The sequence below is a fragment of the Halobellus litoreus genome, from assembly GCF_024464595.1.
In the GTDB taxonomy this organism is placed as follows: domain Archaea; phylum Halobacteriota; class Halobacteria; order Halobacteriales; family Haloferacaceae; genus Haloquadratum; species Haloquadratum litoreum.
Genome location: NZ_JANHAW010000002.1, coordinates 637,932 through 653,257 on the forward strand (window position 1 = coordinate 637,932; position 15,326 = coordinate 653,257).

General features: G+C 69.5%; 16 protein-coding genes. 3 read left to right on the forward strand and 13 right to left on the reverse strand.

Features of this window, described 5'->3' with window-relative positions:
- Positions 1-49 precede the first annotated feature (49 nt).
- Positions 50-1,441, reverse strand: a complete 1,392-nt coding sequence (gene purB, locus NO360_RS10760) for an adenylosuccinate lyase (RefSeq protein WP_256307808.1) — start codon at positions 1,439-1,441, stop codon at positions 50-52.
- Between the two features lie 178 nt (positions 1,442-1,619).
- On the opposite strand from purB, the gene purH reads away from it, so the two are divergent.
- The gene (gene purH / locus NO360_RS10765) at positions 1,620-3,221 is read left to right on the forward strand and encodes a bifunctional phosphoribosylaminoimidazolecarboxamide formyltransferase/IMP cyclohydrolase (protein ID WP_256307809.1); all 1,602 of its coding nucleotides are present in this window, start codon (positions 1,620-1,622) and stop codon (positions 3,219-3,221) included.
- A 467-nt stretch (positions 3,222-3,688) separates the two neighbouring features.
- Here the strand turns inward: purH and NO360_RS10770 are convergent, their stop codons facing one another.
- Positions 3,689-4,126, reverse strand: coding sequence for a universal stress protein (locus tag NO360_RS10770; protein WP_256307810.1), 438 nt, complete (start codon positions 4,124-4,126; stop codon positions 3,689-3,691).
- Between the two features lie 132 nt (positions 4,127-4,258).
- Here NO360_RS10770 and NO360_RS10775 point away from each other — a divergent pair, with 132 nt between their 5' ends.
- Positions 4,259-5,038, forward strand: coding sequence for an NRDE family protein (locus tag NO360_RS10775; protein ID WP_256307811.1), 780 nt, complete (start codon positions 4,259-4,261; stop codon positions 5,036-5,038).
- A gap of 25 nt (positions 5,039-5,063) precedes the next feature.
- Entirely contained in the window at positions 5,064-5,417 is a 354-nt protein-coding gene (locus NO360_RS10780; protein ID WP_256307812.1) for a helix-turn-helix transcriptional regulator, read from the forward strand.
- 195 nt (positions 5,418-5,612) lie between these two features.
- Here the strand turns inward: NO360_RS10780 and psmA are convergent, their stop codons facing one another.
- The 11 genes from psmA to dapA all read right to left on the reverse strand — a co-directional run bounded on the left by psmA (position 5,613) and on the right by dapA (position 14,947).
- Positions 5,613-6,374: an archaeal proteasome endopeptidase complex subunit alpha gene (gene psmA, locus NO360_RS10785; protein WP_256307813.1), complete on the reverse strand. Its 762-nt coding sequence runs from the start codon at positions 6,372-6,374 to the stop codon at positions 5,613-5,615.
- Positions 6,375-6,378: 4 nt separating this feature from the next.
- Entirely contained in the window at positions 6,379-6,858 is a 480-nt protein-coding gene (locus tag NO360_RS10790) for an Rpp14/Pop5 family protein (RefSeq protein ID WP_256307814.1), read from the reverse strand.
- Between the two features lie 3 nt (positions 6,859-6,861).
- A complete protein-coding gene (locus tag NO360_RS10795) occupies positions 6,862-7,515 on the reverse strand; it encodes a class I SAM-dependent methyltransferase (RefSeq protein ID WP_256307815.1) in 654 nt (217 codons plus the stop codon).
- Positions 7,499-8,248 (reverse strand): RNase P subunit p30 family protein, encoded by a 750-nt coding sequence (locus tag NO360_RS10800; protein WP_256307816.1) that lies wholly within the window; start codon positions 8,246-8,248, stop codon positions 7,499-7,501. The genes NO360_RS10795 and NO360_RS10800 overlap by 17 nt, the downstream gene beginning before the upstream one ends.
- A gap of 57 nt (positions 8,249-8,305) precedes the next feature.
- Positions 8,306-8,851: a BGTF surface domain-containing protein gene (locus NO360_RS10805; protein ID WP_256307817.1), complete on the reverse strand. Its 546-nt coding sequence runs from the start codon at positions 8,849-8,851 to the stop codon at positions 8,306-8,308.
- 81 nt (positions 8,852-8,932) lie between these two features.
- The gene (locus NO360_RS10810; protein WP_256307818.1) at positions 8,933-10,126 is read right to left on the reverse strand and encodes a M20 family metallopeptidase; all 1,194 of its coding nucleotides are present in this window, start codon (positions 10,124-10,126) and stop codon (positions 8,933-8,935) included.
- Positions 10,127-11,089 carry a diaminopimelate epimerase gene (gene dapF / locus NO360_RS10815; protein ID WP_256307819.1) on the reverse strand — a complete coding sequence of 321 codons (963 nt, stop codon included), beginning with the start codon at positions 11,087-11,089 and terminating at the stop codon, positions 10,127-10,129.
- The gene (gene lysA / locus NO360_RS10820; RefSeq protein WP_256307820.1) at positions 11,086-12,366 is read right to left on the reverse strand and encodes a diaminopimelate decarboxylase; all 1,281 of its coding nucleotides are present in this window, start codon (positions 12,364-12,366) and stop codon (positions 11,086-11,088) included. The genes dapF and lysA overlap by 4 nt, the downstream gene beginning before the upstream one ends.
- Positions 12,363-13,208: a 2,3,4,5-tetrahydropyridine-2,6-dicarboxylate N-succinyltransferase gene (locus tag NO360_RS10825; RefSeq protein WP_256307821.1), complete on the reverse strand. Its 846-nt coding sequence runs from the start codon at positions 13,206-13,208 to the stop codon at positions 12,363-12,365. The genes lysA and NO360_RS10825 overlap by 4 nt, the downstream gene beginning before the upstream one ends.
- The gene (dapB, locus tag NO360_RS10830) at positions 13,205-14,029 is read right to left on the reverse strand and encodes a 4-hydroxy-tetrahydrodipicolinate reductase (protein ID WP_256307822.1); all 825 of its coding nucleotides are present in this window, start codon (positions 14,027-14,029) and stop codon (positions 13,205-13,207) included. Before dapB ends, NO360_RS10825 begins: the two co-directional genes overlap by 4 nt.
- Complete coding sequence (gene dapA, locus NO360_RS10835) at positions 14,030-14,947, reverse strand: 4-hydroxy-tetrahydrodipicolinate synthase (protein ID WP_256307823.1); 918 nt, start codon at positions 14,945-14,947, stop codon at positions 14,030-14,032.
- Between the last annotated feature and the right edge of the window lie 379 nt (positions 14,948-15,326).

Sequence of the window (15,326 nt, forward strand, 5' to 3'; positions counted from 1 at the left end):
TCGCGTCGATAAAAGATTTATTTTATTTCGAGTTAATATTGTTTCGCCGTCATTCGCCCAGTTCGTCGACGAGTTCGTCGCCGACGCCGACGTACGTCGCGGGCGAGAGCGAGCGGAGTTCCGCTCTGACGGACTCGTCGACGTCGAGGTCCTCGAAGAGGTCGCGGAAGTCTTCGAGCGTGACCTCGCGGCCGCGCGTGAGCGACTTGACCCGCTCGTAGGCCTCGGTGTCGCCCTCGCGTCGGAGGATCGTCTGGACCGCCTCGCCGATCAGTTCCGGGCGCGCTTCGAGCTCCTCGCGCATCACGACCTCGTTGGGGACCACTTTTCCCAGCCCGGCCTCGGTCTTCCCGTAACCGATCAGACAGTGGGCGAACGCCGCGCCGACGTTACGCTTCACCGTCGAGTCCGAGAGGTCCCGCTGGAGTCGCGAGGTGGTGACGTAGTCGGCGAGGAACGTCAGGTCCGAGTTGGCCTTCAAGAGGTTTCCCTCGGAGTTCTCGAAGTCGATCGGGTTCACCTTGTGGGGCATCGTCGAGGAACCCGTCTCGCCCGCCTCGGCCTCCTGGCCGAGGTATCGGTCAGAGACGTACAGCCAGACATCGCGATCGAGATCGATGAGGACGTTGTTGACGCCGCGGAGCGCGTCGAACAGCGCCGCGAGGTCGTCGCAGGGGTTCACCTGCGTCGCGAGCGCGGTGTGTTCGAGCCCCAGATCGGCGACGAACGAGCGGGCGAACGCGCGCCAGTCCACGTCGGGGTAGGCCGCGACGTGGGCGGCGTACGTCCCGGACGCACCGGCGAGCTTCCCCGAGAGGGCGTCGGCGGCGTCGACGACGCGGCCCATCGTCGTGCCGAGGCGCGCCGCGTAGACGGCCATCTCCTTGCCGAACGTCGTCGGCGTCGCTGGCTGGCCGTGCGTCCGCGCGAGCATCGGCGTATTTCGGTACTCGTGGGCGAGGTCGACGAGTTCGTCCCGGACGGCAGCGAGCGCGGGCAGCAGGACCGCCTCGACGGCCGGCTTCGCGAGCAGACGGTGCGCGAGGTTGTTCACGTCCTCGGAGGTGAGCCCGAAGTGGATCCACGGGTGGACGCGCTCGTCGGTCTCGGTCCGCAGGTAGTACTCGACGGCCTTCACGTCGTGGTTGGTCGCGCTGAATCCCTCGGCACCCTCGGTCTCCAGGCGCTTGATGAGTCGGGCGTCGTCGCCGTCGAACCCGTCGACGACCGCGCGGAGGTCGTCGCGTTCGGTCGCCGAGAGCGACAGCGGGACCGCGTCGAGATCGGCCAGCGCGAGCAGGTACTCCACCTCGACGCGGAGCCGCGCCCGCATCAGCGCCGCCTCGCTCGCGTACGGGACGAGCGGTTCGGTGCGACCGGCGTACCGACCGTCGAGCGGCGAGACCGCCGCGAGCGGATCGGAACGGGAGAGATCGTCCATACGCGGACTCTCCGGTGTGCGCTAAAAAAGCGTGTCGATGGTCGAAGCGGACGTATCCCATTCCCGTGCATATTTTGCGGGCCTGCAACAGTCGATCTCGCCAGATATATCCGCAATAGTGCATACCACCGTCGGCGAGACCGCAACTGACTTACTGTCTGCGCGAGGGCCCACGAGTATGACCAAGGTTGCCGGCCTGGCGAGCAATCGCGGACGCAATCTCCGACACATCGACGACAGACGCCCCGGCGGTACGGAGCTCGCGGTCGTCCTCTCGAACCACGAGGGAGCGCCGGTTCTCGACGCGGCGACGGAGCGCGGCATCCCGACGGAGGTCGTCGAGCGGGAGGACGACGAATCACGAGAGTCCCACGAGCGGCGGATCCTCGACGCCCTGTCGAGTTACGACTTCGACCTCGTCTGTCTGGACGGCTATATGCGCGTCCTCACGGAGACGTTTCTCGACGCGGCACCGACGACGCTCAACGTCCATCCCTCGCTGCTTCCTGCCTTCCCCGGGACGGACGCCCACGAGCAGGTGCTCGACGCCGGCGTCAGCGTGACCGGGTGCACCGTCCACGTCGTCACCGAAGAGGTCGACGCGGGACCGATCGTCACCCAGGAATCGGTCCCGGTCTACGCCGACGACGACGCCGACTCGCTGAAGGCCCGCGTCCTCCACGACGCCGAATTCACGGCGTATCCGCGCGCCGTCCGGTGGTACGCCGAGGGCCGACTGCAGGTCGACGAACGGGCGACCGATGGCAGCGCGGAGCTGACGGTCTCCGTCGACGGCGACGACGGCGGCGACTTCCCAGAGCGGCGCGTCATCTCCGACGATCGGTCCGCGGAACTCCGCTACGGTGAAAACCCACACCAGGAGGCCGCTGTCTACGCCGACGCCGCCGCGGCGGAGGCGAGCGTCGTCGACGCGCCGCAGCTGAACGAGGGCGCGAAGGGGCTGTCGTACAACAACTACAACGACGCCGACGCCGCGCTGAACCTCATCAAGGAGTTCGACGAGCCGGCCGCGGCGGTGATCAAACACACGAACCCGGCCGGCTGTGCGACGGCCGACACGCTCGCCGACGCCTACGCCGACGCGCTCGCGACCGACCCGATGAGCGCCTTCGGCGGTATCGTCGCGCTGAACCGCGCTTGCGACGCCCCGACGGCCGAGGAGATCGTCGACTCGTTCAAGGAAGTCGTCGTCGCGCCGGACTACACGGACGCCGCGCTCGACGTCCTCTGCGAGAAGGACGACCTCCGCGTCCTCGACGTCGGAGACCTGGACGACCGGACGGACCGGCTGACGGAGAAGCCGCTCGTCGGCGGGCGGCTCGTCCAGGAACGCGACCTCTGGGCACCCACCCGCGACGATATCGAGGTCGTCACCGAGACCGAGCCGACCGAGGAACAGCTGGAGACGATGCTGTTCGCCTGGAAGGTGCTGAAGCACGTCAAGTCGAACGGCATCGTGTTCGCCGACGGCACCGAGACCGTCGGCGTCGGGATGGGCCAGGTCTCGCGCGTCGACGCCGTCAAACTGGCCGCGATGAAGGCCGAATCCGACGCCGAGGGCAAGAGCGCGGAGGGGGCCGTGATGGCGTCTGACGCCTTCTTCCCCTTCCCCGACGGCGTCGAGGAGGCCGCCGACGCCGGCGTCGAGGCGGTCATCCAGCCCGGCGGCTCGGTGAACGACGAGGACGTCGTCGCCGCCTGCGACGAGCGCGGGATGCCGATGGTGTTCACCGGGCGGCGGTGCTTCAGACACGATTGAGCGGAGCGAAATCTGTCTGAAGCTCGCGGCAGCGCGTAGCGATGACTCGGTGCTTTCGGCACGATTGAGCGGAGCGAAATCTGTCTGAAGCTCGTGACGAGCAACGCGAAGTCACGGCGTTTTCGGCACGACTGAGCGGAGCGAAGGAGTGCCGAAAGTCAGTGAGACGAACGACGTGAGTCTCACGCGATTTCCGTCACGACTGAGCGAGGGGCAGCAATCGACACCGGGTTCCTCGCGGCCGCGACGCTACTGACCGGCGAAAGGGCGAACAGTCGGCACCCGCTCGCGACGGCGACGACGTCGCGGCCGACCCCCCACGAGGCCAATCGCGTCGCTGCCGTCGCTCCCGCGTCGACGTGCCGAACACCCGCTGCCCGACGCGGGGCGCGTCTCAGATCACGCCGGTGGTGGTCCCGTGACTGTATATAAATCCACGTCGGCGGAAACGGCGAGTGCGGAGTACCCTACGCGTCGGTCATCCGCACGACCATAATCGGCGTGTCGGTGTTCTCGACGACGCGCTCGGTGACGCTGCCGAGGTTCGCGAGTTTGTCGCGGCCCGAGCGACCGTGCGTCCCCATCACGATCAGGTCCATCCCGTTCTCGTCGGCGTACTCCAGGATGGAACGGTACGGAATCCCGTCGCGAACCGTCGTCGTACACTCGACGCCGGCCTCGGACGCCGCGTCGGCGACGCGCTCGACTGCCGCGCGCGCGTCGACCTCCATCGTCTCCTTGAGTTCGTCTTTCTGGTCCTCCCCCGCGGCGAGATAGAGCCGCCTGTCGACGACCGAGAGCGCGTGGATCGTCGCGTCGCGCGTCGAGGCGATGTCGAGTGCGTGTTCGAGCGCCTGCATCGTGCCGTCGCTGCCGTCGGTTGGGACGAGTACGTGCTCGTACATCTCGCCCGGGACTTCGTCCGGCACCCTCTTGAACGGTCCCCCGATTCCCGGCGGACAGTGCCGGGGGCGTGCCGGGATGTCCCGCGCGCCAGCGTGCGAGGGTATATTTCGCCGCCGGTCCAATAGGCGGGCGTGTGTACACTGACACTCGCCTGGCGCGTCTTCGAGGACGCGCCGGTCGTCGTCGCCGCGAACCGCGACGAGCTGCTGGATCGGGCGTCCGAACCGCCGGCCGTCCGAGCGGGTGACCCACCGGTCGTCGCTCCGCGCGACGCCGAGGCCGGTGGCACCTGGATCGGCTACAACGCGGCCGGCGTCTTCGCGGGCGTCACGAACCGGTGGGTCGACGTCCCGGGCGGCGGCGAGCGTTCCCGCGGACTGTTGGTCCGCGACGTGCTCGAATCCCGAAGCGCCGAGGCGGCGCGCGAACTGGTCGAGGACGCCGTCGCGGCGGACACCTACGACGGGTTCAATCTGGTCGTCGCCGAGCGGATGCCGACCGACCGAGACGGCACGACCGCACCGCCGACCGCCTACCTCTTCGAGTGGGACGGCGACCTCCGGGTGCGCGAACTCGATCCGGGCGTCCACGTCGTCGTCAACGTCGGCGTGAACGGCGAGTCTCTCGACTCGACGCGGCCCGAGCGGGCGAGCGAACAGGCGAACGACGCCGAACGGGTTCGGGAGGCGCTTGCCCCGCGTCCGGGCGAGTCCGCGTCCGGGTGGCGCGACCGCGCCGCCGACGTCCTCGGTGACCACGAGTACGGCGTGTGCATTCACCGGCCCGACCGCGGGTTCGGCACCCGATCGTCCTCGCTTCTGACGCTCTACAGCGACGGCGACGCCGATATGGAGTTCGCCGACGGACCGCCGTGTGAGACCGCGTTCCGCCCGGTCGAAGGCCAAATTTAAACGACTCGCGGGCCTCGGGGAGAGTATGAGCGCAGGCGCTGCCGAGGCCGACCTCTCGGCCGACGAACTCGAAGCACTGGAACTCATCCGGGAGACGGGCGGGATCCACCAGAGCGACTTCTGGAAGGAACTCGACATCTCCTCGCGGAAGGGGAGTCGGATCGCCGAGAAGCTCGCGGACCTCGGCCTCATCGAGCGCGAGGAGACGGTGTACGAGGGGCACAACACCTACCACCTCGAACCGGCGGCACGGGACCTCGACTTCTCGCTGCTGATGGCGGGCGATATGCTGTCCCCGTTCATCGGCGAGGAGGAGGTCAACCACAACAGCGACGCGTTCTCCCAGTGGCTGATGAACCTCGCGTACGAGGAGTACTGACGCCGCGCCGTTCGAACGCGCACCTGGAAAGAGGGTCGGTTCGAGAGCGACGTTTTTGACCCCGATCGACAGGCGATCGAGTCACGACCATCTACTGGGCGGCAACACGGGGTGGGGGACCGGCCACGCCGGCCGGGCGGAATCGAAACGAGAGATCCCGAGTCGATGGCGCGGGACCGTGGGAGAACGAGCGCGTTACTCTTCGGCGTCCTCGTCGTCCTCGTCGGACGGTTCGAGGTCGTTTTCGGCGATGTACGTCGCGATCTCGTCGTTGGAGAGTTCGACGAACGCCTCGGAGTCGGTCGTGATCGTCGCGACGTCGACGCCGTCTGCGGCGAGTTCGTCGTCGTTCGCGGAGGCGATGGCCCGCAGTGCGAGGCCGACGCCCTCGTCGAGCGTCAGGTCGTCGTCGTAGTTCTCTTCGAGGTGCTCCTGGAGGTCGCTGCGGTCGGCGCCGATCGAGACGGCCTTCCACTCGTAGGGCGTCCCCGAGGGGTCGGTCTCGTAGAGTCGGGGCTCGCCGTTCTCGACGCCGCCGATGAGCAGCGCGACGCCGAACGGGCGCGCGCCGCCGACCTGCGTGTACTGCTGGATGTGGTCGGTGACGTTCTTCGTCAGCGTCTCGATGCCGATTGCCTCGCCGTAGCGGAGGCGGTTGACCTGCGCCTGTCGCCGCGCGAAGTCGATGAGCTGTCGCGCGTCGGCCACGTGGCCCGCCGACGCGATGCCGGCGTGGTCGTCCGCTTTGTGTATCTTCTCGACGCTCGTCGGCTCCATAAGCGGAGAGCGGGAGCGTTTGTCCGCCGCGAGGACGACTCCCTCGGGCGTTCGGACGCCGACGCTCGCGGTCCCTCGCTTGACTGCCTCCCGGGCGTACTCCACCTGGTAGAGGCGACCGTCCGGCGAGAAGATCGTGATTCCACGGTCGTATGCCTGCTGTTGGGCTTGTCCCTGCATAGTATCACTCGAAATCGAGCCGCGTCGCGCCCGCGAACCCGTCTGTGCCCTCGACGTCGATCCGATCGTCGCGGACGACGGCGGGGCGGGATTCGTTCTCGAACACGACGTCTCTCTGTTCTCCACGTCCGGTCCGGCCGTTCAAATACCTTTCCTCACAGGCGCGAACGGTGCCCGAAATCCCGCGGATCCGGAGGCCCACCGGCTCCCCGTCGATCCGATCCAGAGCGGCGACGGCGGCCCGCGCCCGATCCTCCGTGCCGCGGTGGGCGCGAACGATGGTCTCGCCGTCGCCACGCGCGAAGTGAAACGCGAGCACCGTCAGATCCGCCTCGGCGCTCCCGGCGTCGCCGTAGAGGTTCTGGGCGGCGTACCAGAGGTCGCGCTGGAACGCGCCGCGATCGAACTCGGCGTCGGGCCAGGCCTCGATCTCGACGGCCAGGTACCGCCAACGCGGCTGGAGGTGTTTCGGGAGGTGCTTCACGAGTCACTCCTCGCTCTGCTTCGGCGCGACGCCCACCCGCTCGCTGGCGGCCCCGAAGCGCTCGGCCACGAGGACGCCGACCTGCTCGTGGACGCGCTCGACGGCGGTGAGCACGAAGCCCTCGTCGGTCAGCGCGTCGACGAGCGTGCCGACCGTCGCGGGGTCGTCGACCTCGGGGCTGTAGAACGGCTCGTCGGGATCGGGCGTCCCGAAGAACATCACGTCCCCGAGAACGAACCGCCGGGGGTCCAGGTCCGCGATCGCGGCGATGGCCTCGCGCTTCTCCGCGTCGGAGAGGTGATGCATCGCGAAGTTCGACGTGACGACGTCGACTGGGCCCTCGTAGTCGGGGTCTCGAAATCGCCCGATTCCGAACTCGACGTTCTCGATTCCCGCCTCGTCGGCCTTCGACCGGGCCTCTTCGAGCATCCCTTCGCTGATGTCCCGTCCGATCACGCGCTTTGACTTCGGAGCCAGCGCCAGCGCGATCGCCCCGGTGCCGGTTCCGAGGTCGAGAACGACGTCGTCGGGGCCGGGCGCGGCGTGCTCGACGACGAGATCGGCGCACGCGAGATACTCGCGGGAGTCCTGCTCGTCGTCGTACGAGGAGGCCGCTTCGGAGAACCGCTCGGCGTGTTCGTCAATCGTCTTTTTCATACCGACCACGTTCGACGCCCGGGGCAATGAACGACTCGGAGCGTCGCTCGCGGTTGCGAGCGACCAGCCGGCCCCACTCGTCGAGCCCCTCGCGGATCCACTCGTCGCCGAGGCCGATCTCCTCGCCGACGGCGGCCAGGTCACGGGGCGCGCGGAGTTGCAGGTGCGAGGTGGGGTTCGCGCTCACGACGTACGGCGCGTCGTAGTGATCGATCAGCCGCTGCAGTTTCCGGAGTTTGGTGAGGTGCCGGACGCGATGGCCGCCGCGGTCCCGCAGCACCGGCCCGAGGTTCACCTCGATTCGGACGTCGTTGTCGCGGGCGGCCTTCGCGAGGACGTGGTTGAAATCGCCGTCCGCGTCGCCGCGGCGACCGTTCCGACCGTCGCCGTCGGTCCCCTCGCCGATCGGCCCCTCGAAGGGACGCACGAGGACGTCCACGCGGGCCTGTTCGACCGCGAAGCGGTTCAGCGCGTTCGTCCCGCCGGAGACGATCACGACGGTGTGTTTCGTCCGGGCGTTGCCGACCGCGCCGCTGGCGTGCTGGGGGTCCGCGGCGACGATTTCGGCGGCGTCGACGACGTCGACGCCACAGGCCTCGCGGAGGCGGTCGTACTCGGGGGCGGCGTCGCCGGCGCGGACGACCACGCCGTCGTAGCCGTCGCGCTCGGCCGTCGTCGCGAAGCGCGCGGCCGTGCTGCGTCCGTCCGGGTGAGCGTGGACCGCCTCGTACATAGGGGAGACCACTCGGCCGGCGGGTATGGCAGTTACGGATCCGCTACCGCGACGCGCTCAGTCTCGCCGTCGGAGGAGCGCTGTGCCCCCGACGAGACCGGCGAGCGCGGCGGCGATTCCGAACCCGGGCGCGGAGACGAGCGAATCGCTCGTCGAGGTCGGCGTCGCGCGATCGTTCTCGATGGGAATCTCGAAGGCGTCGCTGGCGCTCTCGTTCGTCGCCACCACGGAGACCTCGATCGCGTCGTGAGTCTCGATCGCCGAGAGGTCGAACGTCGCGTTCCACGCACCGTCGCTGCCGACGGTCGTCGTCTTCGTCCGCAGGAACTGCGGGCTCGTCTCACCGGTCGAACGGAGCCGAACCTGAACCTCCGTCCCGGCGTCGAGCGTCGTCGTTCCGCTGACAGTCGCGTCCTGCACTGATTCGACCGATTCTGTCTCCAACGCGAAGGGATCGTCGCCGGACTGTGCGGCCACCGGAGACGCGACCGCGCCCGCGGCCGAGACGACGAGGACGGCCGCGAGCGCGAGCGCGGTCAGTCGGCGGGCGTTCGATGCTGACTGGAGAGAGCTATGCGGCCACTTCGCTGGAGGGCTCGTCATTGCGTTCGGAAGGAGGGCAGGGCCGACCAAGTAGGCGCGGAAAGCTTAAACGGCTCTTTGAGGCCACGCCGCGGTCATCGCTCAACGCCCCACGAGCCGTCGCGTCGCGTCCCTCAACGCCGAACCCGCGCGCCGCACGTCCGCGACGTCGACGTACTCGCGCTTGGCGTGGGCGACCGCGCCCTCGTCGTCGGCGAGGACGCCCGGTCCGAAGACGACGACCGGTGCGGGCGAGAAGTACGAGGCCTCGGTCGCGGCGGTGAACGGCCGGACCGCGCCCGACCCGCCGGCGCGCTCGCTCGCGGCCGCGAGGGTCCGGACGAGGTCGTGGGACTCGTCGGTCGCGAACGCCTCCAGGAACGGCGTCGGCCGGTCGGTGAGGTCGAACGCGACGCCGACGTCGTCGGGCACGGCCGCCCGGACCGCGGTCTCCAGTTCCGACCTGAATCCGTCTGCCGTCTCGGGCGGGACGCTCCGCCGGTCGAGGACGAGTTCGCAGCGCGCCGGGACCTGGTTCGTCGCGTCGCCGCCGGAGACGACCGTCGGCGTCAGCGTCGCCGCCCCCAGTTGCGAGTGCGACTCCCGCCCGTCGTCGAACGTCCGGATCGCGGCGAGCGCGCCCTCCAGGCCCGCGACGGCGTTCGTTCCCGACCCCGGTTCGGCGGCGTGGGCCGCCGTACCGGTGAGCGTCAGCGTGCCCTGAAACCGACCCTTCGCGGCGGTGCAGACGTCGAGTCCTGTCGGCTCGCCGACGACGTAGCAGTCGGCGTCGAGGTCGAGCGCCGCCGCGCCCGTGGAGAGGACTTCCTCGTCGGGGGTCACCGCGAGCGTCACGCGGGCGTCCTCGCGGGGCTCGACCGCGAAGAACGCGGCGAGGATCGCCGCCAGCGGTCCCTTCGCGTCGCAGGCGCCGCGGCCGTGAATCCGGACGGTATGCCCGTCGATCTGGTCGCGCGCGAACGGCACGTGCGGCGAGACGGTGTCGATGTGGGTATTGAAGACGAGGTGGGTCTCCGGGTCGGCGTCGTCTGCAGCGGTCGAATCGCCTACAGCGCCAGCCCCCGCGCCCTTCGACGCCAGCGTGTTGCCCGCGTCGTCGACGCGAGCGTCGATACCCCGCGATTCGATCGTCTCGACCAGGAACTCGCGCATCTCTTCGACGCCCTCGTTCGAGGCGATCGGCACGGCCGCCTCGAGGAACGCGATCGGATCGAACTCGCCGGACTCGGAGTCGGTGACCGTCCCGGTGGCGGACTCGCCGTGATCGTCCGCCATTTACGTCGACCGCACGACGGTGTCCAGTTCGCCCGCGAACTCCCGCTCTGCGGGGCCAGCGAGCGTCGCGGAGTCGCCGTCGGGAACCGTGATGCGCAGGTCGCCGCCGGGCGGACTGACGGTGATCGTCTCCTCGCCGGTCACGAGGTCGAGGCGCTTGGCGACGGCCGCGACGGCGACCGCGCCGGTGCCGCAGGAGCGCGTCTCGCCCTCCACGCCGCGCTCGTAGGTCCGCTGGCGGAAGCGGGGCCCGGCGTCGGAATCGACGTCGGAGTCGTCGTCCGCGTCGACCCGCGAGGCGAGCGTGACGTTCGCGCCTTCGGGGAACACGTCGGCGTGGCGAACCGCGGGCGCGACGGCTTCGAGATCCACGTCGTCGACGTCGTCGACGAACGCGACGGCGTGCGGGACGCCCGTGTTCACCGCGGTGACGGTCAGTCCCTCGACGTCCTCCTCGATCAGTTCGGCCTCGCGGCTCGCGTGTCGCTTCGCTCCCGCTCGCTCCTCCGAGGCCTCACTTCGTTCGGCCTCGCGGGCTAACGGAACGTCCCGCGGCGCGAACGACGGGACGCCCATCTCGATGGTGACGTCGTCGCCGTCGACGACGGCGCGACGCGTGCCCGCGGGCGTGTCGATCATCAATTCGTCGGAGCCGGTGCGCTCGGCCGCCCAGGCGGCGGCGACGCGCGCGCCGTTGCCGCACATCGCGGCGACCGACCCGTCGGGTTGCACGAGCGTCATCACGACGCGCGGCGGCGAGTACATCGGCTCCAGCGCCAGAAAGAGGACGCCGTCGGCGCCCGTCCGCGGGGATTCCTCGTGGTCGACGCCGGTCTCGCGGTCGCAGTGGGTCGTCGCGAACGCGGGTCGGTCGGGGATCGATTCGACGGCGTCGACGACGATGAAGTCGTTGCCGGTGCCGTGGTACTTCTCGACTGCGACGCGGTCGTGCTGTACGCTCATTGTTCCAGGCCGGTCAGGTCAGTCAGGGTCTCTCGCCGTCGGGCGAGGCGAACGGTCGTTCCGGACAGCGCGACCTCCGCCGGTCGCGGCCGGGAGTTGTAGGTGCTCGACATCTCGTATCCGTACGCGCCCGCGTTCCCGATGGCGAGGATATCTCCTCGGTCGGGCCGCGGAAGCGATCTGTGCTCACACAGTACGTCCGCCGACTCACATATAGGTCCCGCTACCGTCGCGTCGATCTCCGCGGCGTCCGCGGGGGCGGTGAGGTTCTCGATCGCGTGGTAGGCGTCGTACATCGCGGGGCGGAGCAGCGTCGTCATCCCGGCGTCGATGCCGACGACCGTGGCGTCTCGGGCCTCCTTGACGGTGTTGACCGTCGTGAGGAGGACGCCGGCGTCGGCGACGACGTAGCGACCGGGTTCGACCGCCAGCGTGGCGTCCAGGCTATCGTCCCCCGTCCGATCGTTCGAGTCGCTGACGCCGAGCGCCTCGCGGGTCGCGTCGGCGACGGCGTCCAGATCGAGCGGCGGTTCGTCCTCGCGGTACGGGACGCCGAAGCCGCCGCCGACGTCGACGAATTCGAGTTCTCCCACGCGGGATTCGACCTCCCGCGCGAGGTCGCCCATCCGACTCACTAACTCCCGGTGCGCCGAGAGGTCCTCCCCGGAGATGCCGCTGCCGGCGTGGGCGTGGACGCCGACGAGGTCGAAGTCGGCCGCCCAGGCCTCCGCGAGATCCGCGACGCGCTCGATCGGGATCCCGAACTTGGCGTTCGCGCCCGTGGACACCTTCTCGTGGTGGCCCGCGCCGACGCCCGGATTCGCGCGGACGCAGAGCCGCCCGTCGAACCCGCGCTCGCGGAGCCGTTCCACGGTGTCTTCCGCGCCGACGGTGACCGTCAGGTCCGGGTGCTCGCGCCAGCGCTCCATCACGAGATCGAGGTCGCGAGCGGGCGGGTTGACCGCCGTGTACTGGACTCGGTCACCGGTGAACCCGGCGTCGAAGGCGCGCTCGACTTCGCCCGCCGACGCGCACTCGGCGTCGAGCCCGGCCTCGCGGACCGTCCGCAGGACCGCTTGGCCGGTGTGGGCCTTCACCGCGTACCGGACGTCGGCGTCGGGGAACGCATCGAGGAGTCGCGCAGAGTTCTCCTCGATCCGGTCGAGGTCGACGACGTAGAGCGGGGTCCCGTACTCCTCGGCGAGCGCGACGAGTTCGGACTCGGTCCACTCGGCGAGGCGGCGGACCGCCGGCCCGCCGTCGCCGGGCTCGCTCATTCCCGCAGCGCCTCCTCGCGGCGGGTCTTGTCGAGCGTGTCGTCCTCGATGTCGAGGGCGACGACCGCGGGCTTGTACGCGCCCGACTCGAAGAGGTCGTGGTCGCCGAGCGAGGACTCGACGTAGCGCGTGAACGCGCGGCGATTAGATGGAAGGTGTCCGTAGATGACCTCCTCCTCGACGAGGTCGTAGACCGGGATCCGGGGGCTGAGCAGCGTGTTCTCGCCGACGACCGTGTTCTCACCGACGTGGAAGCCGGAGGTGACCCGACAGCCCGCACCGAGCGAGACGCCGTCCTCGACGATCACGGGCGCGTCCTCGACGGGTTCGAGAACGCCGCCGATCAGCGTGTTCGCGCCGAGCTTGACGCCCTCGCCCAGTTGGGCGCAGGAACCGACGGTGTCGCAGGAGTCGACGAGCGTGCCGTCGCCGACGTGCGCGCCGACATTGACGAACGACGGCGACATCATAATGCAGTCTGAACCGAGGTACGCGCCGCGTCGGATCGCCGTCCCGTCGGGCGTGTTGCGCGTGCCACGGCCGCCCAGGTCCGTCGTCGACCGGAGCGGGAGCACGTCGTAGTAGGTGACGTCGCCGTACTCGCGTGGAAGCGTCTCGCGCAGGCCGAAGTTCAGCAGGATGCCGCGCTTGACCCACTCGTTGACGACCCAGCCGTCGGGACCGCTCTCGCCGACCTGCTCGGCCGCCCGCACGTCGCCCGTTTCGAGGGCTTCGAGGAACGCGTCGAGCGTCGAGCGCGCGGCCGACCCCGCGCTCGCGGCGTCAACCTCGTCGTCCTGGTAGCGCTGCCACAGGTTCTCGATATCGGATTCGAGGCTCATCGTGAATCAGTGTCCGTGTCGTCTGCGCCGGCGTCCAAGACTTCGTCGAAATCGTAGCGACCGGCGTCGCGGCCGGCCAGCCAGACGGCCGCGTCGAGCGCGCCCGCGGCGAAGATGCCGCGGGACCCGGCGCGGTGCGTCAGTTCGAGCACCTCCTCGTTACCGGCGAGCAGGACTTCGTGCTCGCCGGTCACGTCGCCCGCGCGACGGGCGTGGACGCCGATTTCGTCGCCCTCGCGCGGCTGTTCGCCGACGCGGCCGTGGACGCGGTCGGCGTCCTGATTCTGCCGCGCGTCGTCGATGTCGTCGAGGATGGTGAGCGCGGTTCCGGAAGGCGCGTCGCGCTTGCCGTTGTGATGCGTCTCAGTCACTTCGATGTCGTAGCCGGGGAGCGCCGCGACCGCCTCGCGGACCGCGCGTCGGAGCGCGGCGACGCCCCGCGAGAAGTTCGAGGCCCGCAGGAACGGTACCTCGTCGGCGACGGCGTCGAGCGTTTCCGCTCCCTCGTCGTCGTAGCCGGTCGTGCCGACGACGACGGCGACGCCGTTGTCCGCGGCCGCGCGGAGGTAGTCCAGGCTTGCGTCGGGAACGGTGAAGTCGACGAGGACGTCCGCGTCGTACTCGTCGAGCGCCGCGCCGAGGTCGGCGTCGCGGACGACCGCGTCCGGCGCGCCGGGGGCGTCGCCGCTCGGGACGCTCTCGGGCGTCCGGCTCGCCGCGAGCACGAATCCCACGTCGTCGTGGACGGCCGCGGCGTCGAGCAGTTCGCCGCCCATCCGGCCGCTCGCACCGGTGATCGCGACGGTCAGAGTGCCGCCCATCTAGACGGCCTCCGTCTGCTCTCGTTGCGTCTCGCTCCCGTCGAGTTCCGCGAGGACCCGTTCGAGGTCTGCGCGGTTCTCCGGCTCGATCTCCGTCAGCGGCGGCCGGAGCGCGCCGGAGTTGTGCCCGCGGATCGCCATCGCGGCCTTCACCGGAATGGGGTTGGTCTCGACGAAGAGCTGACGGAACAGCGGCGAGAGCTCGTAGTGGAGCTCTCTGGCGCGCTCGAGGTCGCCTTCGATGGCGGCGTCGACCAGTTCGACGGTCCGCTCGGGCTCGACGTTGCCGGCGACGGAGATGACGCCGCGGCCGCCGAGCGAGCAGACCGGCAGCGTGAGCGCGTCGTCGCCGGAGAGCACGGCGAGGTCCTGATCGCGCGTGTACTCGATCACTTCGGAGATCTGCGCGACGTCGCCGCTTGCCGCCTTGTACGCCCGGACGTTCTCGTGAGCGGCCAGGTCCGCGACCGTCTCGGGTTCGACGTTCTGGCCCGTTCGGCTCGGGACGTTGTAGACGATCTGCGGGAGATCGACCTCGTCGGCGACCGTCCGGAAGTGCTCGTAGAGGCCCGCCTGTTCGGGCTTGTTGTAATAGGGGGAGATTAGAAGGAGCGCGTCTGCGCCGGCGTCGGCCGCGCGTCGCGAGAGGTTCAGCGCCTCGCGGGTCGAGTTCGACCCCGACCCCGCGACGACGGGGACGTCGTCGACGGCCTCGACGACCGTCTCGACGACCTCGATGTGTTCGTCGTGGGTCAGCGTCGCGCTCTCGCCGGTCGATCCGGCGGGCACGAGGCCGGCGACGCCGGCGGCTTCGAGCCGCTGTGCGTCGTCTGCGAGCGTTTCGTGGTCGATCTCTCCGTCCTGGTCGAACGGCGTGGTCATCGCGGGGAACACGCCGGTGAAGTCGATGTCTGTCATCGTTGTGTGGTGTACTGTCGGCTACCGTGTAGGGTGTGTCGGTTGTCCGTCGTCGGAACTTCGGATCTCAGTTCGACGCTCGGACGTCGGTGCGCGCCCGGTCGGTGAGTCGCCAGGGACGGGGATGCCACTCCCGCCCAGAGCGTCAGGGCGCGCGTTTTTTACCGATGAAAAGGCGGCCACGCGTCGCTGTCGGACGGGTCGAGTCCGTCGGGGTCGACGCGACGCGTATCACACCCGCAACTGGACGCTCCCGGATAATATACGTTTCGTCGTCGCGCGTCGATGATGACGGAGCCGATCGATGGCGACCTCGCGGCCCAATGGTGGCCTCGCGGACCGATGGCGACCGAGCGCGTCTCCGACCACAGGACCGGAC